Origin of the sequence: Acinetobacter sp. 40AMC3-4 (genome assembly GCF_049898185.1) — a bacterium.
Taxonomy (GTDB): Bacteria; Pseudomonadota; Gammaproteobacteria; order Pseudomonadales; family Moraxellaceae; genus Acinetobacter.
Map to the genome: position 1 here is coordinate 264,688 of NZ_JAFCXG010000003.1, position 19,924 is coordinate 284,611.

The 19,924-nt window shown below is 45.9% G+C and carries 17 protein-coding genes and 1 rRNA gene; 7 read left to right on the forward strand and 11 right to left on the reverse strand.

Going from position 1 to position 19,924, the window contains the following annotated elements; translation table 11 throughout:
- Window positions 1–158 precede the first annotated feature (158 nt).
- From niaP to ACP7BU_RS06155, 4 genes are all read right to left on the reverse strand, one after another.
- Window positions 159–1,478, reverse strand: a complete 1,320-nt coding sequence (gene niaP, locus ACP7BU_RS06140; protein WP_004644895.1) for a niacin transporter NiaP — start codon at window positions 1,476–1,478, stop codon at window positions 159–161.
- A 129-nt stretch (window positions 1,479–1,607) separates the two neighbouring features.
- The gene (locus ACP7BU_RS06145) at window positions 1,608–2,252 is read right to left on the reverse strand and encodes a trimeric intracellular cation channel family protein (RefSeq protein WP_004644893.1); all 645 of its coding nucleotides are present in this window, start codon (window positions 2,250–2,252) and stop codon (window positions 1,608–1,610) included.
- A gap of 61 nt (window positions 2,253–2,313) precedes the next feature.
- Entirely contained in the window at window positions 2,314–2,778 is a 465-nt protein-coding gene (locus tag ACP7BU_RS06150; protein ID WP_314104080.1) for a YchJ family protein, read from the reverse strand.
- Between the two features lie 73 nt (window positions 2,779–2,851).
- A complete protein-coding gene (locus ACP7BU_RS06155; RefSeq protein WP_004281028.1) occupies window positions 2,852–4,429 on the reverse strand; it encodes a TerC family protein in 1,578 nt (525 codons plus the stop codon).
- Between the two features lie 332 nt (window positions 4,430–4,761).
- Between ACP7BU_RS06155 and ACP7BU_RS06160 the strand changes: the two genes are divergently transcribed.
- A complete protein-coding gene (locus tag ACP7BU_RS06160; protein ID WP_004281026.1) occupies window positions 4,762–5,382 on the forward strand; it encodes a TIGR00730 family Rossman fold protein in 621 nt (206 codons plus the stop codon).
- A 65-nt stretch (window positions 5,383–5,447) separates the two neighbouring features.
- On the opposite strand, the gene ACP7BU_RS06165 is transcribed toward ACP7BU_RS06160, so the two are convergent.
- Window positions 5,448–6,422 (reverse strand): hypothetical protein, encoded by a 975-nt coding sequence (locus ACP7BU_RS06165; RefSeq protein ID WP_004281025.1) that lies wholly within the window; start codon window positions 6,420–6,422, stop codon window positions 5,448–5,450.
- Between the two features lie 153 nt (window positions 6,423–6,575).
- Complete coding sequence (locus tag ACP7BU_RS06170; protein ID WP_425879289.1) at window positions 6,576–8,393, reverse strand: choice-of-anchor I family protein; 1,818 nt, start codon at window positions 8,391–8,393, stop codon at window positions 6,576–6,578.
- Between the two features lie 178 nt (window positions 8,394–8,571).
- Here ACP7BU_RS06170 and mdtD point away from each other — a divergent pair, with 178 nt between their 5' ends.
- The 4 genes from mdtD (at window position 8,572) to dinB (ending at window position 12,955) form a co-directional block, all read left to right on the forward strand.
- Entirely contained in the window at window positions 8,572–9,963 is a 1,392-nt protein-coding gene (gene mdtD / locus ACP7BU_RS06175; protein WP_195725454.1) for a multidrug transporter subunit MdtD, read from the forward strand.
- A gap of 66 nt (window positions 9,964–10,029) precedes the next feature.
- Entirely contained in the window at window positions 10,030–10,815 is a 786-nt protein-coding gene (locus ACP7BU_RS06180; RefSeq protein ID WP_425879286.1) for a glycoside hydrolase family 25 protein, read from the forward strand.
- Window positions 10,816–10,862: 47 nt separating this feature from the next.
- Window positions 10,863–11,879 (forward strand): MBL fold metallo-hydrolase, encoded by a 1,017-nt coding sequence (locus ACP7BU_RS06185; RefSeq protein ID WP_425879284.1) that lies wholly within the window; start codon window positions 10,863–10,865, stop codon window positions 11,877–11,879.
- Window positions 11,880–11,899: 20 nt separating this feature from the next.
- Window positions 11,900–12,955, forward strand: a complete 1,056-nt coding sequence (gene dinB / locus ACP7BU_RS06190) for a DNA polymerase IV (protein WP_425879282.1) — start codon at window positions 11,900–11,902, stop codon at window positions 12,953–12,955.
- Between the two features lie 78 nt (window positions 12,956–13,033).
- Here dinB and ACP7BU_RS06195 read toward each other — a convergent pair whose 3' ends face one another.
- Window positions 13,034–13,162: a hypothetical protein gene (locus ACP7BU_RS06195; RefSeq protein ID WP_004732574.1), complete on the reverse strand. Its 129-nt coding sequence runs from the start codon at window positions 13,160–13,162 to the stop codon at window positions 13,034–13,036.
- 15 nt (window positions 13,163–13,177) lie between these two features.
- Here ACP7BU_RS06195 and shiA point away from each other — a divergent pair, with 15 nt between their 5' ends.
- Window positions 13,178–14,488, forward strand: coding sequence for a shikimate transporter (gene shiA / locus ACP7BU_RS06200; RefSeq protein ID WP_044108955.1), 1,311 nt, complete (start codon window positions 13,178–13,180; stop codon window positions 14,486–14,488).
- On the forward strand, window positions 14,478–14,834 hold the full coding sequence (locus tag ACP7BU_RS06205; protein ID WP_005101539.1) for a RidA family protein: 357 nt from the start codon (window positions 14,478–14,480) through the stop codon (window positions 14,832–14,834). Before shiA ends, ACP7BU_RS06205 begins: the two co-directional genes overlap by 11 nt.
- Before the next feature lie 55 nt (window positions 14,835–14,889).
- Here ACP7BU_RS06205 and ACP7BU_RS06210 read toward each other — a convergent pair whose 3' ends face one another.
- The 4 genes from ACP7BU_RS06210 to rrf form a co-directional block, all read right to left on the reverse strand.
- Window positions 14,890–15,438, reverse strand: coding sequence for a DUF2726 domain-containing protein (locus tag ACP7BU_RS06210; protein ID WP_004732580.1), 549 nt, complete (start codon window positions 15,436–15,438; stop codon window positions 14,890–14,892).
- Between the two features lie 398 nt (window positions 15,439–15,836).
- Window positions 15,837–18,245: a YgiQ family radical SAM protein gene (locus tag ACP7BU_RS06215; RefSeq protein ID WP_425879279.1), complete on the reverse strand. Its 2,409-nt coding sequence runs from the start codon at window positions 18,243–18,245 to the stop codon at window positions 15,837–15,839.
- Between the two features lie 222 nt (window positions 18,246–18,467).
- Entirely contained in the window at window positions 18,468–19,661 is a 1,194-nt protein-coding gene (locus tag ACP7BU_RS06220) for an MFS transporter (protein ID WP_253113949.1), read from the reverse strand.
- 152 nt (window positions 19,662–19,813) lie between these two features.
- A 5S ribosomal RNA gene (rrf, locus tag ACP7BU_RS06225) occupies window positions 19,814–19,924 on the reverse strand; the annotation flags it as partial.

Genomic DNA, 19,924 nt, shown 5'->3' on the forward strand with positions numbered 1-19,924 from the left:
TATAGTCCTAAATAATTCGTTTTTGTATCAATGTTTCTTATGCTAAGTCGTGGCTGTAGATGACACAAGGGCATCAAATCGTTCAGCGCGACAATTTGTGTCTTATGGCCTAAAAATATCCACTTTATAGGCCCTAAGCAACTAAAAAATCATTCCCTTTATAAGCCCATCGATTCGAGGGTCTTGCCTTTGGTTTCTTCACCCAAGACCAGAATCACAATCGCGACAGCGACCAGAACTGCCGTAAACATGGTAAAGACATAGCTAAAGCCATTCGGCATACCCATCAGATGGGTTACAGCAAAAGGTGCCGCGATACCGCCAATCCGGCCAACAGCCCCGGCCCAGCCTGAACCAAAGGCACGGATATTGGTCGGATATTGTTCCGGCGTATAAGTATAGAGTACGCCCCAGGCACCCAGATTAAAGAAGGACATCAGACAGCCCCAAATCACGATTTCAGTAACACTACCCGACTGACCAAAGAAATAGGCAGAAATCGCGCACATGCCAATAAAGCCGGCCAAAGTCGGCTTACGACCGAGTTTTTCGACCAGCCATGCCGCCACCAGATAACCGGGCAACTGCGCCAGAATCATAATCAGCACATATTCAAAAGACTGGACAATGCTATAGCCTTCTTTGACCAGTAAACTTGGCAACCAGGTAAAGATGCCATAATAGGAAAAGATAATACCGAACCAGATCAGCCAGAGCATAAGCGTACGGCGCGCAAAGATACCCGACCATAACTGGGAAAATGAAATATTCTGCTTCTCTGCGACCGGTTTCACTTCAAAAATTTCATAGACTTGAACGCCACATTGACGCTCAATCTTTTTCACCAGTGCCGAAGCTTCCTCTATACGGCCACGGTTAATCAGGAAAGGAATAGATTCCGGCACCATTTTCCAGATCACGATGGCATACAGCGCAGGCAGGCCACCAATCATGAAAGCGGTTTGCCAGCCAAAATCTGGAATGATAAAGCGCGATACTAGCGCCGCGACCAGCCAGCCCAGCCCCCAAAAACTTTCCAGCAAGACAATAAAACGGCCACGTACATGCGCAGGAATATATTCACTGACCAGCGTTACGGCCACGGGTAGCTGACCACCCAAGCCCAAACCGACGATAAAACGGAATACCAGCAGCCAGGTCAGATCCGGTGCAAAAGCACAAGCTGCAGTGGCCAGGCTATAAATGACCAGGGTCGCAGCAAAGACTGTTTTACGGCCAAAACGGTCTGCCAGGCCACCTGAACAAATCGCCCCGATCGCCATGCCGACAAAACCGATCGACACCACCCAGCTTTTTTGATCGGCAGTCATCTGCCAGTCTTCAGCCATTTTTGCCAGGATAAAGGAAATCAATCCGGTATCCATCGCATCAAACATCCAGCCCAGTCCAATCACCACCAGCAAGGTGTAGTGAAACCTACCAATCGGTAAGCGTTGTATGCGAGAAACTAAATCCATAACAAAAATCTCTGATCAGGTGGAACGGGAGATGCTGCTTTCTCAACAGGTGGGCTGCTTTATATTTTTTATACTACGAATTGAGCTGAATGCGGCTATTTTTATTGCCGCACTTTATACATTTAAAAATTAAGATTCGTCTTTGGAAGATGCCGAGTGCTCATCATCATCTTTATAAATGAATTTTGGCATTTCCAGACCAAAATAGATGGCGATCAGACGTAAGCTAAAACCAAAAATCAGGGTAGACAAAATGGTCAGATCCTGCGACAAGCCGTAGTGGCTACAGAGCCAGTAAAAGATCACTGAAACAAAGGCAATACTGGCATACAGTTCACGGCGGAACACCAGCGGCACGTCATTACATAAAATGTCACGCAAAATCCCGCCAGACACTCCGGTCAAAACACCCGCGACGGCGCTGACCACAAAACCATGTCCCATTTCCAGGGCAATCTGGCAGCCAATAATGGTAAAGCCAATGAGCCCCAAGGCATCCAGTACCAGGAATACATTACGTAACTGTCGCATCCATTTGGCAATCAGGATGGTGACGAAGGCGGCGCAACAGGTCAGCACCAGATATTCGGGATGTTTGACCCAAGTCAAGGGATAATGTCCGAGCAGAACATCACGGACCGAACCACCGCCCAGTGCAGTAACACAGGCAATAATCATCACGCCAAACCAGTCCATGCTGCGCCGGCCAGCGGACAGTGCCCCGGTCATGGCTTCAGCGGTAATTGCAATAATATAGATGACGGTCAGTAACATCGCCCTGCTTCCACCTGAGGCTATGAGATGGCGGCTATTCTAAGCTAAATCTGTGTGAAAGTTATAAGAATCCGGCACAACATTGCTTAAATTTTTTCCCCGAACCACAAATGCAGGCCTGTTTCATGGTGATGTTATGGTCTGTAGTCGGATCCAGAAAATACCAGCGACCTTCAAACTTCACAAAATGCGAAGCTTCATGATGCACCTGTGCCTGCTTGCCATCATGATAATGTGCCTTAAACTCGACCAAGGCATGATTTTTATCTAGTTTTTCATTGGCTTGAACAATTTCAAGCTTTAACCATTGATTGGCTTTACTCCATTCACTAATTGACTGCAGGTCCAGCGCTTGTTGCTGACCCAGCGCAGTCGTGGTTTTGATGTAATCGATTTCATGCTTGGCGAAGGCACTGTAACGGGAACGCATGAGTTGCTGTGCAGTCTCTGCGACCTTTTGCCCTACATGCAGTGGCTGACAACAACTGTGATATTCGCCTTGTCCACATGGACATGCTTCTGACATTTCAGTTCCATAAAAATAGCCCGACAATGCGGGCTATTTTAGCAAACTTTACAGGCCAAACATTGGCTAGAATCTAGTCCTGTGCAGGAAGCTGCGGAATGATATGCACTTTATCGATCTTATGACCGTCCATCGTCACGACCTCAAAGATATGCCCATCTGCTTCAAACTTTTCACCGCTATGTGGTAAACGTGCCATATGGAACAATACATAACCAGATAAAGTCGAATATTCTTCGGTTTCATTGACCAGATCACGATCCAGCAGCAAGGAAACATGACGAATATCGGTGGAACCATCCAGAATCAGGCTGCCATCTTCCAGGCTTTCCGCGGCGGCTTGCAACTCATCTTCATCCGGGAATTCACCGGCAATTGCTTCAAGAATATCAATTGGGGTGGCAATCCCTTCAATTGAACCATATTCATTCAGGACAATTGCCATCTGCAATGGAGCCTGACGCAACTGTTCCATCACCATCAAGACCTGGGCATTTTCATGCACAATCACCGGTTCACGTAAGTGCTTTTCAAAATCCAGCACCCCGGTTTCAATGTATTCGTTGAGGACTTTATGGGTCAGTACCACACCGGCAATATTATCCAGTTCACCCCGGGCGATAATCAGACGCGAGTGGCTCATCTGCAATAACTGTTCTTTGATACTGTCAGCGTCATTGTCCAGATCAATCCATTCCAGTTCAGGACGTGGCGTCATTACCGACTTGACCGGACGTTCAGACAGACCCAAAACTCCCTGCACCATGACACTGTGATAGATACCGTTATCATCATTAAAGACTTCATCAGCAAAGGCACGTGTCGCCAGAACATCTTCCGGCTCAGAAGAATCATTGTCCTGAGCAGGTTTACCACCCAGCATCCGCATTACGGCAGAAGCAGTACGGTAGCGCATGTCGGTGGTGGTCACCATTTTTTCCTGATTGCGTTTCATGGTCTGGTTAATAAATTCGACAATCACCGAGAAGCCAATTGCAGCATACAGGTAACCTTTCGGAATATGGAAACCGAAGCCTTCGACCACCAGCGAGAAGCCGATCATCATCAGGAAGCCCAGACACAGAATCACCACGGTCGGATGTCTGTTGACGAAATCCATCAGAGCTTTGGATGCCCAGAGCATAATCCCGATGGCAATAATCACGGCAATCATCATCACTGACAGGTCTTTGACCATACCAACCGCAGTAATCACGCTGTCTAATGAGAATACGGCGTCCAGCACCACGATCTGGACAATCACCATCCAGAATACCGCATGGACCGGATTTTCTTCTTTGATGACGGGTTTGGCTTCCAGACGCTCATGCAGTTCCATGGTGCCTTTAAACAGCAGGAACACCCCACCAAACAATAGAATCAGATCGCGGCCCGAGAAAGCATGATCAAAGATGTGGAATAGTGGATCAGTGAGGGTCACTACCCAGGCAATCGAGGCCAGCAAGATCAAACGCATCAGCAGGGCCAGCATCAAGCCGACAATCCGCGCCGTATTACGTTGTTCTGGTGGCAGTTTCTCCGCCAAAATAGCAATGAAAACCAGATTGTCGATCCCGAGTACAATCTCAAGAACAATCAACGTGAGTAAACCGACCCAGGCTGAAGGGTCTGACATCCATTCAAAGATCATACGCTTGGCTCCTGAAGCTCAGGACTGCAGCATGGAATCACCTGACGCTGTGACACAGCAAAACAGAATTTTTTATATTGAATAAGATCAATTATTTGGCGTAGATTTATAAAGTTAAACGGCCAACTACCACTACCCATCGTCGTTCTATTGTTGTGAAACCAATTTTCAGTATATCAAGATCAATTTGAAATTCACCTGTTTTCATAGCTGTTTATCGATGAATTTTGCTGAGCCCTATTGCAGTGAAAATGTCCCTGCTCACAGAATTGTCATATTTATTAATTAAGCTAGAGTCACAAGAAAGAAAAATGATAAGGTGAAGAAAATAAATGCAAAGCGTAATTCAAATGACAGATTATTTTAAAGAAAACTCCCCAAAAACAACACGCCCTCTAGTGGCTCTCTATTGTGGTTCACGTGCAGGCAACAAACCGGTTTATTTAGAAAAAGCCATTCATCTCTCGCAAGGACTGGCAGAACATGGTTTCGGGCTGGTTTACGGTGGCGCCAGTATTGGCTTGATGGGACAGGTCGCGGATGCCATGATCCAGCATGGCGGTGAAGCTGTAGGGGTGATTCCTGAATTTATGCTGGATTATGAAATTGCCCATAACCAGCTCACCGAATTACATGTGGTGACCAGCATGCATCAACGCAAGGCTATGATGGCCGAGCGGGCCTGTGCCTTTGTGGCCTTGCCGGGTGGACTGGGCACGTTTGAGGAAATTCTGGAAATTGCCACTTGGGGTCAGCTAAACCAGCACCAGAAACCGATGATGCTCTATAACGTGAATGGCTTCTATGATGCCTTGATTGCGCAGCTGGACCGCGCCGTTGAAGATGGTTTTTTACCGCCACAGCATCGTGCCAAACTGATCATTTGTGAACACGAAGAAGAAATTTATACGACTTTAACCAATTTAGGCCATCCGCAAAGATTTGTAGTCTAAGCTTCTCAAGCAATAAAAAAGCGAGCACCTGGCTCGCTTTTTTATTGGATTTTTAATATCAGGTCTTATTGACCATAATTCGTCACAAACTCATAAAACATCGGCAAAGTCGTTGCCAGAATGACCGACATAGCCAGACCGAACATCAGTTTCATGGCATCTGCACTGACATTGCGTGACGTACGATGTTTATTGACTTCATCCAGAATCATCGACATGGCAAATTCACGACCTGCAAGTAATCCCAGGAATACCCAAGTGGTACTCATTGGAATATTGCTCCACTCTTTGAAGATCAACAGGATAATGGCATACAGGAAGTCGATAATCGTCGCAGCACGAATGTCGGTCACACCGGTTTTGGTATCGACAATTTTCTGGATGGCCCCACCACGTTGATACAGAATCACGCCCAGCAACACTACGAATACCGCAATCGCAAACATCAGGAATTCAAACGGTACCTGACGCGGCACATACACGAAGATGTTGGCCAGATCCTGAATCAGCCATTGGCTCCACAGGAAACCGGTAGATACCCACTGCAAGCCCATCCAGACCTTGGAGTGTTCCTGATGACGTGTCTTGGCAAAATGGCGTGCCAGCTGCTTGACCACAAAACGATAGATGACAATCGCCACCACAAAGGCCACCGCATAGCCCATCATCGATTTGACCATCATCGAGCCTAAGCTGGCGGGAGAGAAAATCGTAAGCACCAGGAAAGTGGTACTGACTGGAATCCCGTATTTGGTCAGCATCAACAGCAGAATTGGCGGCACAATGTACAGCCAGGTAATGCCACCTTCAGGGAAAGGAATCGTTTCTAAACGACCGTATGAGGCATCACCCACCCCAGATGCATACCAACCATAGACCAATACGACAATTAAAATTGAGCTGATATAAATCCACAATACCCACCATGGGCGATGTGAATTCGAAGAAATAAATGTCCCTAAGGTTTGAGGTACATCATTTCCGACAATAGAGTAAGCGGCCAAACAGAAGCCGATCACCATCAAAATCTCGATTGTCATAAAAACAAACCTATACGCGAGGAGATTTCAGCAGTGCTGAAAAGTTGGCCCAAGATTATGACGGTTTTATTTCATTTTAATGACAAGACTGTCATATATATGGTCACCTTACAAAAAAGAGCACCGAAGTGCCCTGAATTTAAAAGCTTTTGACTACTTGAGATTTACTTGATAAATCGTGGTACTGCCACTGACTTCATGGCCGACCACCAGGAGGGATTTCTTATTCGGGGAGTCTTTGGCGGGGATAAATACCAAACCTTCCGGTCCTAAATCACCGGCTTGTCCCATTTCAATCTGCGCTGTAGTCGCTTTAAAATCACGTGAATTAATATATTGCACGAAGACTGGTGATGCAGGTGTAGACACATCATAGACCATGATGCCACCGACACGCTCCAGCCCAATAAAGGCAAAGGTTTTTTGGCCAATCTGCCCCAAGGTCACCCCTTCAGGTTCCGGCCCTTTATTGTCACTGCGATTATCCAGTCCGGCTTCTTCATGATTAAAGTTGAAAATTTCAGGATGATGTTTGGCAATATACTGCTCAAATTGATCGCCCGAATCCCATACCAAATCCAAACCGGTCTGCTGATCATTTTCCACCCAGATACTGACCGAGCGTGTACCAAAGCTATATAAATGATCATAGACCAGATTGCCCCGTTCATTCAGTTTGGCTGTACCATCGGCATTTTTTTGATAGCCTTCGGTCCACGTAATATTTAAACGGCCCAACAGATGATCTTCACGGCAGTCTTTGGCATCCCCTACAATAGCACCGCAGTAGGCAAAGTTAGTTGGATTGAGTTCTGCACCTTTGGCCAATACCCGAAGATGGGCTGGTAAATCATCACCCAGACGGCGGTCAAAGCCTTTGGCATGCACCAAGTGTTTCACCCGCCATTCTTCTACAAAGCCTTGGCTGGTATCGTTATTGAAATATGCAGGATTGTTTTCACCCCAGGCACGGGCATCGCCTTCATTGGCAGACACAATATAGGTTTTGCCGGCGACCTCGAAACTTGCAATCGCATCTGGCATATATAAGCCACGGACATTGGCCCAAGTTTGAATATCGATTTTGCCTTTACCCTCGACACCATCCGCATCGCTGACATCCATACCATGACCCTTCATGCCATGATCTTTAAAGCCAAATGGATAAACAGCGAGCACCTTGGCAGAAGCCACATCAATTTTGGCCAAGGCATTGTTTTCCTGTAAGGCAACCCAAGCAGTTTTTCCATCTTTTGAAACAGTGATGTACTCAGGTTCAAAATCCTGAGCTGTGCTGGCCTTTGGTCCGAAAATGCGGATGCCCTGTTCACGCAATGCTGCTTCCCATCCATTAAAGGCCTTAAAGTCTGCTGTACGAACGATCGGGGCTTTTAAATTGGCCAGACTAATGACAGACACTGAACCTTCTGGATCGACCTGATAATCATCAGAAGGCTCGCCTTCATTGGCCACCAGCAAGCTTTGACCATCCCGTGTGAAAGTCAACATGTCCGGCAAGGCACCCACCTGTACGTGGGCCAGCTTACTCAGGTCTTTGGCCTGATATAAGGCCACATAGCCAGGATCGGTTTTCACAGCAGCCTGAATCGCAATGGCGACAATGCCATTATGTACCGCGACACTGTTGACCTCAGCCTCTGGCGCAATGTCATCGACCGTGATAGATGTTATTTTTTTCGGCTGATCAGGTCGACTTAAATCCAGTACATCCAATACGCCTTCTTTGGCATTGACCACGAATAGGCGTTGACTCTCGGCATCAAAGGCCGGAATTTCTGCTGCACTTTGCGCAAACATACCCGATTCATAAGCAGCTAATTTGCTTAACTCGATCGAGTTCGGTGTAGCCTCGACGATTGGAACCGGTGTTTCATTTTCATTCTCACTTCCACATGCCACCATCCCCACAGCCAGCATGGCCACTATCAAAGACTTTAATTTTAATTTCATTTTTTTGTTGATCTATCATGAAGAATTCGTGACCAATTTATAACCAGAGCATTGCAGTGCCATGACAGATCGGTTGCAGTTCCTTGACACAACACTGCTATAAAAGTTGAAACGCTTTATATACGACAGACTCGGCTGATTCCTTTAAACTATTCAAAATTTTCAGTTTTCCAGAATTATGAATGCCACGCCTACGCATCAAGCCTTAGATCCCGAGTTTAGACTGCTGGTCTTGTTGGTCTCGATTGGCTTTTTCATGCAGGGGCTGGATACCACCATTATTAATACCGCCTTACCTGCAATTGCCCAAAATTTGCAGGAAGATCCGCTACGCATGCACAGTGTGGTCGTGGCTTATGTGCTGTCTGTGGCGGCCTGCATTCCCTTAAGTGGCTGGCTGGCAGACCGGTTCGGGGTCAGAAATACATATTTTGCTGCGATTATTATTTTCTCTTTGGCCTCTTTGGGCTGTGCCTGGTCAAGTAGCCTGAATGAATTATTGGTGTACCGGATCTTTCAAGGGATCGGTGGTGCATTATTGCTGCCGGTCGGCCGTTTGGCGATGCTGAAGATCATTCCCCGTACCCAATTTCTGGCCGCCATGAGTCTGATGAGTCTGGCCGGTCTGATTGGTCCGTTGATTGGCCCGACCCTAGGTGGCTGGATGGTCGAATATCTGTCCTGGCACTGGATTTTCCTGATCAATCTGCCGATTGGCTTGCTGGGCGCACTGATTACCTTTAAGGCCATGCCGAATGTACTTGAACCTACAGTCGCCCATTTTGATTATTGGGGCTTTATCTTGCTGGTCGTGGCCATGGTGGGCCTCTGTCTCGGAATTGAAAATTTTGCCAGTCCACACAACTCGCTGTGGTGGAGCCTCAGCCTGATTCTGGCCGGTTTATTGGCCACCCTGATTTATGCCTATCATTCACATACGCATAGCAACGCGCTGTTTCGCAGCCAGTTGTTTAAAAATAAAATTTATGCGATTGGCATTTTGGGTAATTTCTTTGCCCGTCTCGGCGGCAACTCGATTCCGTTTTTATTGCCTCTGATGTTGCAAGTCGCATTCGGTTTTGAACCTTTTATTACCGGTTTATTGATGATTCCGACTGTGCTCGGTTCGCTGGCCTCCAAACCCATTATCCGCAACATCATTCAGCGTTTTGGCTACCGTCGGGTCTTGCTGGTCAATACCTTACTGGTAGGTCTATGTATTGCCAGTTTTGCCCTGACCACGGCGGAAACCCCAATCTGGCTCCGTGCGATTCATTTCTTTATCTTCGGCATTTTAAATTCACTGCAATTCGTGTCGATGAATACCCTGACCTTAAAGGACTTAAGCCAGCAGGATGCCAGTAGCGGCAACAGTTTCCTGTCGATGATCATGATGCTGTCAATGAGTATCGGGGTGGCACTGGCAGGAACACTGGTGAACATGCTGAGTGCCTATTACGGCGCTGACAATCTGGTGGCTGCTTTTCATGTATCACTGATCTGTTTAGGCTGCATCAATATTATTGCGGCCTATATTTTCTGGCATATTCCTAAAAATACCCCGGTTTGATGCGCTATATTCACTTTGGGCTGATTGTAAGTTTTAGGCTAAATCACATATAGGCAAGGACTGAAAATGCAGAAAAATCAGGCTCCGAACAGAGTTCATAAATCGCTCTTGATTGGGCTTGGCGTGCTAATCACTGTGATCGCTAGCGCCATGGTCTATCTCTGCCTGATGAAAGCACCCTCTGCCCATGCGGCCGATTACCCAATCCAGGGTTTTGATGTATCGCATCATCAAAAAGAGATTCAGTGGCAGCAGATTTCGCCTGAAAAATACCGATTTGTTTATCTGAAAGCCACTGAAGGCGGCGACTTTAAAGATACCAAATTTCAGGAAAACTGGCTCAAGGCCCGGGAACGCGGCTTTCTGGTCGGTGCCTATCATTTCTACCGCCTCTGCCGCGATGGCAGCATTCAAGCCCAGAATTTTATTGACTCCGTACCCAATAAACCGGATGCCTTACCGCCAGTAATTGATCTGGAATATGACAGCAAATGCATCAATACCTATTCTAAAGAGCAGCTTTTAAACGAAATTCAGGTGATGCACGATGCCCTGAAAAAGCATTATGGCAAGCAGCCGATTTTCTATATTTCTAAAGCTTTTTATAATATTGTACTGGCAGGACACTTTCCTAACGTACCACTCTGGGTACGTGAATACAAAGGTCTGCCTGATTTAAAAGATCAGCCTAAATGGACGTTTTGGCAACATACCAGTCAGGGGAAAATTCCCGGTATTACCACACCGGTAGACCTGAATGTTTTTTATGGCTCAGAACAGCAATGGCTGGATTTTCTCAAAAAGAATGCAATTGCAGTACCCTCATCTAAGAATCAAGAGAAACAAAGCTGATCGCCTGAAAATAGGTTCTTTATAAAAACAACAAGGAAATAAAAAGATTGAAATGGATAAAAGGCGTTTTACTCGGTCTGCTAATTCTTCTCCTGCTCATCGCAGGTACACTGGCTTATCTGTTGCAAGCTTCAGGAGAACTCAGGGACTTTCAAGCGTGGCAGCCGAAAACCGGTACATCCGTTCACGGTCTCACCGTTAAATTTTTTGGTGTGTCCACCCTGTTACTCGATGATGGCCACGATCAGGTCCTAATCGATGGTTTCTTTAGCCGGCCATCTTTGTGGCAAGTACTTAGCCGCCCTATTCAAAGTGACAGGCTACTCATTGAACAACTGGTGCAACGCCACGAATTGAGCCGGACCCAAGTCATTCTGGTCAGTCATTCTCATTATGATCATGTTCTGGATGTCCCGGCTTTACTAGAGATGCTTCCCGAAACTGCTGTGGTCGGTTCGCCGAGCACCCTGAATATCGCCCGGGCAAATCCCAAAGTTACTCCACAGCAATTACAGCCGATTAAGCCTGGGCAAGTACAGCAATGGGGACATTTCCAGACCACGGCAATTCCCTCACAACATACCCCGCCCACAGCGATAAATGATGATTTAGGCGAAGAGCTGCTGCGGCCTTTAACTCTTCCGGCTAAATTTTCCGAATTTAAAGAAGGTGGCAGTTTCGATTACTTGATTGAGCATGCGGGACATAAAATTCTGGTCAAGACCAGTACCGGATTTATCCCGGATCAATTTAAAAACCTACAGGTCGATACTTTATTTTTAGGTATTGCCCAGCTCTCCAGACAATCCAGTGACTATCAGCAGCAATATCTGACTGAAACCCTGAACATGCTCAAGCCCAAAGTAGTGATTCCGGTGCATTGGGATGATTTTTTTCAGCCTTTAAAGCAGCCACTGCAATTTTTACCCCGTCTTGCCGATGACACTCCAAAAAGTTTGCAACTTCTGATTCAGGCTGCCGAGACACAAGGGACAAAAGTCATTCTGCTCAGCGGACCGCAACCCTATTTACTCAACTCAGCCTTCGCTTCCCAATCCGATTAAAGCCCCTTAAGATAGCGAACATGCGCAAAATTATTCATATCGATATGGATGCGTTTTATGCCTCGGTTGAGCTGCGTGAACGTCCAGAACTGAAAGACTTACCTGTGGTGATAGCCTCGCATCATCCTCGGGCGGTGGTCGCGGCTGCCTCCTATCCGGCACGGGTTTATGGCCTGCGTTCTGCCATGTCCATGGGGCAGGCGCGCAAACTGTGTCCTCAAGTTATCGTGATTGAGCCAGATTTTGCCAAATACCGGCAAGTATCGGCACAGATTCATCAGATCTTCCAGCAATATACTTCCCTGATTGAGCCACTGTCTCTGGATGAAGCCTTTCTGGATGTCACGGAGAATTTACAGCAGATTCCCAGTGCCACCGAAGTCGCCATGCGAATTCGCGAGGATATTTTTCAAGCCACCGGATTAACTGCTTCTGCCGGTGTGGCACCCAATAAATTTCTCGCTAAAATTGCTTCGGACTGGCACAAACCGAATGGGATCTGTGTGATTAAACCTTCGCAGGTACAGCGTTTTATCCAGGATCTGCCCCTGAAAAAAATTCCCGGCGTCGGTAAAGTCACTCAGGAAAAACTGAAAAGCCTGAATCTAGAAACTTTAGGCGATTTACAACAGATTGATGAAGCCTTACTGATTCAGCATTTTGGCAAATATGGACGGCGGCTATTTTTGTATGCTCAAGGCATTGATGAACGACCGGTTGAGGTGGAACGGGAGCGCCAGCAAATTTCCAAAGAAACCACTTTTGATGATGACCTTCATCTAAATCAATGTCGCCCCTATTGGGAACCTTTAGTTGGACAAGTATGGCAAAGCCTGCAAAAGAAACAGCTTTCTGCTCGCGGCGTTACGGTCAAATTAAAACTCAAGAATTTTCAGGTGATGCAACACAGTAAAAGTTTTAAACAGGTGCTGCGTAGCCCACAGGAATTAGCCCAAGCCTTGGACTTACTGCTCGACGACCTGCATATTGCTCCGCAGATGCAATTTCGGCTGATCGGCGTCGGCGTGTATCAGCTCAGCGTCCCCGAAACTGAAACCCAGTTATTGCTACTCTAAACCTTTTTTGATCATGTTTTAGGCATCAGTTTAAAAATACGGCAACTTTGTTTTTACATTTTGATTTTTTAGAGTACTCTATCTGCGCAATGCATTATCCATGTATGTGCTGAGATGCTGAAAATCACCTTTACTTTCAGCATGCTGTCCTGTGATTAGCGTGACGATCAAATCCGAATATTGCAGGGCAACTCTGATGTAACTCATGGAATCCCCTCCTGCATGTCTTCTGTAAATTCTTCTATTGTTCAAGAACAACGCGCACGTAAAGCTGCGCTATCTAGTTTTGTTGGTGCTGTTGTCGATTGGTATGATTTTCTCCTTTACGGCATTGTTGCAGCCTTAATTTTTAAAGATCAGTTTTTCCCTAGTATTGGCGAGAACATGGGCACCTTGGCGGCACTAGCCACCTTTGGGGTCGGCTTCCTGTTTCGTCCTTTAGGCGGTGTGGTATTTGGTCACTTTGGTGACAAGCTCGGCCGCAAAAAAATGCTGGTACTCACGGTAATCCTGATGGGAATTTCCACGGTCGGGATTGGTCTACTGCCAAATTTCGAGGCAATTGGCTGGTGGGCTCCGGTGCTGTTGGTGTTTTGTCGAGCCTTGCAAGGCTTTGCTGTCGGTGGTGAATGGGGCGGCGCAGCTCTGATGGCAGTTGAAAATGCACCCAAGGGTAAAAAAGCCTTTTATAGCAGTGGCGTTCAGGTCGGCTATGGTGTTGGCTTGGTATTGGCCACCGGTGCAGTGTCGATTATTATTGCGACACTGGGTGAAGAAGCCTTTGCCGAGTGGGCATGGCGTATTCCCTTTCTGGCCAGCATCGTACTGTTAGCTGTGGCGATGTGGATTCGCCGTGATCAGGATGAATCTCAGGAATTTGTAGAAAAGGTGGTCAAAGCAGACCATCATCCAGAAAAGCTGCCAATCTTGCAAGCCATCAGCAAACATCCAAAAGCTTTCTTCTATATCATTGCCTTACGTCTGACTGAATTACTGACCATGTATCTGGTCACCAACTTTGCCCTGAACTATTCCACCAGCAACCTAGGCATGGACAAACAGTTCTTCCTGAATATCACGCTGATGGTCGGGGTAATTAGCTGTTTCAGTATTCCATTTTTTGCCTGGCTGGCGGATAAATTCAATCATCAGAAAATGTGTGTCTGGGGCGGTTTGATTGGTGCGCTTTCAGCCTTTCCATTTTTTATGGCGCTCGATGCACAAAACACCTGGATGATCATTATGGGGGCAATTTTACTGGCGAACGTCGCACACGATATGGTGGTCAGTGTCCATCAACCGATTTTCACCTCCCTGTTTGGCACAGAATACCGCTACAGCGGTGCCGGAGTTGGCTATCAGGTGGGGAGCATCATTGGGGGTGGTTTTACCCCATTTATTGCAGCGGCACTGGTGATTTGGGCGGATGGTTCATGGCATTATGTAGCCATCTATCTGGCGGTGGGTTGTCTGCTGACTGCACTGGTCGCAGCCCTGATGCCCAAAACTCAGGATGAACAACATGACAGTTGAACGTTTACACGTATCGAAACGCTTTTCGGAAATTGCTATTGCCGGTAATCTGGTGCATCTTGCCGGCCAGCTGGCCACAGATGTCGAACTGGATATTAAAGGACAAACCCAACAGACTTTAGATATTATTGACCAGTTTCTGGCAGATGCCGGCACAGACAAAAGTCACATCATGTCGGTAACTATCTATTTGAAAGATATTGAAAAGGATTATGCAGCCTTCAATGAAGTCTGGGATGCCTGGGTCGCTGATATCGAAGCCCTGCCTCGTACCTGTGTCGAAGCAAAACTCTATGATCCACGGGTATTGGTCGAGCTGACCGTCGTGGCGGTTAAACCGGAATAATGTTTCAAGATCGATACTCATAAAAAAAAGTATGCTTCTGGCATGCTTTTTTGTTTTAACCGACTGCTTTAATTTTACTGCGCTCTAAATCCGAATATAAATAATATTTTTTCAGATCATTGCTAACTGTATATTTGGGCATTTTCTGCATTTGCGCTTGCTCCTGCAAGAAGTCCTGGCGCAACTGATAATATTCCGGCACATCATCGTAACGAATCACCCGATAACCGGCCATGGTTAGTAATGCATCCTGAAAACCCGTCTGCTGGGGACGCTTTAAGATTAAGGGATCATCCACTCCCACCACGGCTAAAATCTGGTGCTGCTGATCCAGAATTACAAAATCTGCAGTCAGGTTGCGGTACTTATGTCGAGTCCGGTTAAATTTAGTCGTCATTAAGGCATCATAGGAAACATGTGCCAGAATAATGTATTCAGGTAAGACTTCTCTCAGGCGAGTGAAGGTCAATTGCTCATTCAGGTTAAAAATAGCACGTTGCTTTAACGCACTGTCTTGTGGTTTGGAATTATTTCCGAGCTTTTTCCATGCCATGAGCACGACACAGAAGAGCAGGAAACTCCCAATCATAATATAGGTGGTCATGCCTAAATCCTTGCATTCTTATAATCATTTTTGTTTTATTGTTGTGCAGTATAAACCCACGCTTTATTTTAAATAGAGCTAACAACCAATCTGTTTAAATACCCATACAACCGGTATCAAAACTCGATTCTATGTTACCTAAAGTGACATCTCTCTAGATGCCAATGAAAGTGGATTTAAAGTACTGATAATGCACTCTAAAACATCCATGGAATTGATCGCAATACATATCTGCCCAACTGTAGGACAATTCCGACAAAGTGTTATTTTTATATCACTTTTTTAAAGAACTTAGTCCAAATAATATATTCTTTTACACTTTCAACGCACAAGCTCAGGCTACGTTACTTTACCCAAGAGCTAAAAAAAGACACCGAAGTGTCTTTTTATTAACTTAATTATGCACGTGATTTGGGCTTCGCTTTAGGCTTTGGCCCACCAAACGGTTTTTTGGCATCACCCGTTTCACGTGGTGGTAAACCAGTGTGCTGGGTCAGAATTTGACCACGCTCAGGACGTTTCTTGGTATTTGAAGGACGTGACTGAGCTTGTGCAGCCTTGCTACGATTCCCTTGCTCACCGGTACGTTTTTGCGAATCACCGGCAACCGTCGAATTCTTCTTACGCGCCGATTGATACTGACCGTCTGCACTGCCTACAGGCTGATAAGTCGGAATTAAATGCTGTTTCGAATTACCAATCAAATCCTGACGACCCATTTCTTTCAGGGCTTCACGCAGTAAAGGCCAGTTGTTTGAATCATGATAACGCAAGAAAGCTTTGTGCAAACGACGACGCTTCTCACCTTTCACAATGTCAACATTTTCAGTATAACGCGCCACTTTCGCCAGCGGGTTTTTACCCGTGTAATACATAGTAGTTGCAGTCGCCATCGGTGATGGATAGAAGGTCTGTACCTGATCGGCACGGAAACCATTCTTCTTCAACCAAATCGCCAGATTCATCATGTCGTAATCGGTGGTGCCCGGATGCGCCGCGATGAAGTAAGGAATCAAGTATTGTTCCTTACCGGCTTCTTTACTGTAACGATCAAACATTTGCTTGAAGCGGTCATAGGTACCAATACCCGGCTTCATCATTTTATTGAGTGGACCTTTCTCGGTATGTTCAGGCGCAATTTTTAAGTAACCACCGACATGATGGGTGACAAGTTCTTTGACATATTCAGGGTTTAAAACCGCAAGGTCATAACGTAGGCCTGAACCAATCAGAATTTTTTTAATGCCTGGTAAAGAACGTGCTTTACGATATAACTGCGTCAATGGCGCATGGTCGGTATGCAGGTTTTGGCACACGCCCGGGAATACACATGACGGTTTACGACAGTTCTTTTCAATCTCAGGATCTTTACAGGCCAGACGGTACATATTGGCTGTTGGGCCACCCAGGTCCGAGATAATGCCAGTAAAGCCTGGAGCCGTATCACGGATTTTTTCCACTTCACGCAGAATCGATTCTTCAGAACGGTTCTGAATAATACGACCTTCATGTTCCGTAATCGAACAGAAAGTACAGCCACCGAAACAGCCACGCATGATGTTCACAGAGAATTTGATCATGTCAAACGCAGGGAAACGGGCATTGCCATAAGCAGGATGCGGCAGACGTGCATAAGGCAGGTCAAACACATAGTCCATCTCTTCCGTAGTCAACGGAATTGGCGGTGCATTCAACCAGACATCACGTTCACCATGCTTTTGCACCATGGCACGCGCATTCCCCGGATTGGTTTCCAAATGTAGAATACGGTTGGCATGTGCATAGAGCACTGGATCTGCAGCAACTTCTTCAAAAGTAGGCAAACGGATTACGGCCAATTCGCGCGGCGGTAACTTATGTTTAATCGCTTTAGAAGCCGGTTGCAGTTGCACAATTTGCGTATCAGGATCTAAGTCATCCCCTGCTCGCACAATCGGATTGGCGACATGTTCTTTTTGGAAACCTTGGTACTGACTAGAATCCTTGCCTTGTTCAATCTCACAACCCTCGATATCTTCAGTCATGACATAAGGGTTAATAATTGGATCAACACGGCCAATCGCATCCACATCATTCGATGCGATTTCAACAAATTTGGCTTTCGATGGGCGGTTGTGTTTATTCACAATAAACGCTGTACCACGAACATCGGTAATATCTTGGATTTTTTCACCACGCGCCAAGCGATGCATGATTTCAGTGATTGAACGCTCACCATTACCGTACATCAAAAGATCGGCTTTTGAATCCATCAATACTGAACGACGGACTTTGTCTGACCAGTAATCATAATGCGCAATACGACGTAAGGATGCTTCAATACCGCCCAATAATACCGGTACATCCGGATAAGCTTCACGGACACGCTGGCAATACACGGTTGCCGCACGGTCTGGACGTTTGTTTGGCTGATTGTCTGGTGAATAGGCATCATCAGAACGGATTTTACGGTCAGCCGTATAACGGTTGATCATAGAATCCATATTCCCTGCTGTTACACCCCAAGCAATATTCGGTTTACCCAAAACGCGGAACGCATCCACGCTGGTCCAGTCTGGCTGTGCAATAATGCCGACACGGAAGCCTTGTGCTTCTAGCGTACGACCAATAATGCCTGAACAGAAAGACGGATGATCGATATAAGCATCACCACAAACTAAAATAAAATCACAGCTGTCCCAGCCGAGTTGATCCATTTCCTCGCGTGACATCGGCAAAAATGGCGCAGGGTCAAAACAAGACGCCCAATATTTGTCGTAATCAAACAACGCTTTTGGCGCAGTCTGCATGGTATAAGCAGTAGACATGGCTAGCAATTCTCGGCTGGCAGATGATAGGAGATCTAAAAATAAGATCAAAGATGAAAGCCGATTATTTTACCATGAATCAGGTCTAGCTTGCTTGATTATAATTTATACAAAATCAGAGACTAACTGAACCACTTTCTATTTGTCACTTGAATCTAAAGTTTAAATATATCAAAAAAGAAATTTATCTTATTTATGAGGAGGAAAGCTTGGACAGAATCTCTAATTTGAACGGAGTCTTAAACTAAATGCCAAACCTGTCAGTAATAACGCTGTGATAAACACAGTTAATCCTATCCAGCCATAATTTTCCCATACCAATCCGCTTGAGCTCCCCAACACGCTTGAACCCAGGTAATAGCAAAATAAATACAGCGACGAACCGACTGCCCGATACTGTAACGACTGGATCGACACCCAGCTACTGGCAGTCGAATGGGCAGCGAAGAAAGAAAAAGTAAAAATCAGCAATCCGATAAAAACAACAACCAACTGATTAATCAGCATCAGCGCCAAGCCCACAAGCATCATCAGGATCATGGCTGCCAATATTCTGAATTTGCCATAATGCCGTCCCCAGTGTGCTGCTCGAGGGGAGCTATAAATACCGGCCAAATAAGTAATCGAAATCACGCCAATCCAGACATGAGATAATTCAAATGGCGCTTGGATCAAGCGATAACTCAGATAATTAAATACCGAGACAAAGCAGCCCATCAAGATAAAACCTTGCAGGAATAAAACCCGAAGTTTTGGATCAGCGAGATTCTGCCTAAATGAGTTTTTAAAACGATTCAGCTTGATTGGATAGGCTTTAAAATGTTGCGAAGCGGGTAATAGGTAAGAAAATAATCCAGCGATACAAAGATTTAAGATACCGATAATCAAAGTGGCAGATTGCCAGGAGATAAAATCCACTAAAACTCCGGCAATTAAACGCCCTCCCATACCACCTATCGCTGTGCCAGAAATATATAAGCCCATGGCAAAACCGATATCTTTTTCTGCAATTTCTTCTCCGATATAAGTCATCGCGACCGCAGCGACACCACTGACTGTCAATCCAATCATTACTCGTGTGGTCAGAAACACGGACCAGATCGGCAATATTGCACTTAATAGTAATAATACTGAGACTGAAAATAGAGACCAGACCATAATCGGCTTACGACCGAATCGGTCTGATATTAGTCCAGTAAAAATCAGGCCAACTGCCAAGGCAATGGTAGAAAAAGATAAAGGGAAACTGCTTTGAGTCGGGCTGACCTGGAAATAATCAGCCAGAATCGGCATCATCGGCTGTACGCAATACAGTGATGAAAAAATGGCAAAGCCAGCAAGGAATAAGGAAAAAAGCACTGCTTTAAAAGCAGAAGAGCCATATTCAATATGGCTTGAAGATGAATTTGAGGACATATCCGCTCCATAGACCGGTTCAGTATACGCCTCTCAATTTTATTTTTATGTGATGTTTCAGTCGAAATAGCACATAAATAACATTTATTTGACTAAATTCCACGCATAAAAAAATCCCCCTCTGCCTTGGCGGAGGGGGATTTCGAATAATGAGCTGGCGATGACTTACTCTCACATGGGTAACCCCACACTACCATCAGCGCTAAGAGGTTTCACTTCTGAGTTCGGGAAGGGATCAGGTGGTTCACTCTTGCTATGGTCGC

Bases quoted from the DNA above. Each gene is read 5' to 3' on its own strand.
- ACP7BU_RS06165 (WP_004281025.1), bottom strand. From the start codon at position 6,422: ATGACAATCGAGATTTTGATGGTGATCGGCTTCTGTTTGGCCGCTTAC.
- ACP7BU_RS06155 (WP_004281028.1), bottom strand. From the start codon at position 4,429: ATGATCTTTGAATGGATGTCAGACCCTTCAGCCTGGGTCGGTTTACTC.
- ACP7BU_RS06160 (WP_004281026.1), top strand. From the start codon at position 4,762: ATGCAAAGCGTAATTCAAATGACAGATTATTTTAAAGAAAACTCCCCA.
- dinB (WP_425879282.1), top strand. From the start codon at position 11,900: ATGCGCAAAATTATTCATATCGATATGGATGCGTTTTATGCCTCGGTT.
- ACP7BU_RS06220 (WP_253113949.1), bottom strand. From the start codon at position 19,661: ATGTCCTCAAATTCATCTTCAAGCCATATTGAATATGGCTCTTCTGCT.
- ACP7BU_RS06205 (WP_005101539.1), top strand. From the start codon at position 14,478: ATGACAGTTGAACGTTTACACGTATCGAAACGCTTTTCGGAAATTGCT.
- ACP7BU_RS06215 (WP_425879279.1), bottom strand. From the start codon at position 18,245: ATGTCTACTGCTTATACCATGCAGACTGCGCCAAAAGCGTTGTTTGAT.
- ACP7BU_RS06150 (WP_314104080.1), bottom strand. From the start codon at position 2,778: ATGTCAGAAGCATGTCCATGTGGACAAGGCGAATATCACAGTTGTTGT.
- ACP7BU_RS06180 (WP_425879286.1), top strand. From the start codon at position 10,030: ATGCAGAAAAATCAGGCTCCGAACAGAGTTCATAAATCGCTCTTGATT.
- ACP7BU_RS06145 (WP_004644893.1), bottom strand. From the start codon at position 2,252: ATGTTACTGACCGTCATCTATATTATTGCAATTACCGCTGAAGCCATG.
- mdtD (WP_195725454.1), top strand. From the start codon at position 8,572: ATGAATGCCACGCCTACGCATCAAGCCTTAGATCCCGAGTTTAGACTG.
- ACP7BU_RS06195 (WP_004732574.1), bottom strand. From the start codon at position 13,162: ATGAGTTACATCAGAGTTGCCCTGCAATATTCGGATTTGATCGTCACG.
- shiA (WP_044108955.1), top strand. From the start codon at position 13,178: ATGTCTTCTGTAAATTCTTCTATTGTTCAAGAACAACGCGCACGTAAA.
- niaP (WP_004644895.1), bottom strand. From the start codon at position 1,478: ATGGATTTAGTTTCTCGCATACAACGCTTACCGATTGGTAGGTTTCAC.
- ACP7BU_RS06210 (WP_004732580.1), bottom strand. From the start codon at position 15,438: ATGACCACCTATATTATGATTGGGAGTTTCCTGCTCTTCTGTGTCGTG.
- ACP7BU_RS06170 (WP_425879289.1), bottom strand. From the start codon at position 8,393: ATGAAATTAAAATTAAAGTCTTTGATAGTGGCCATGCTGGCTGTGGGG.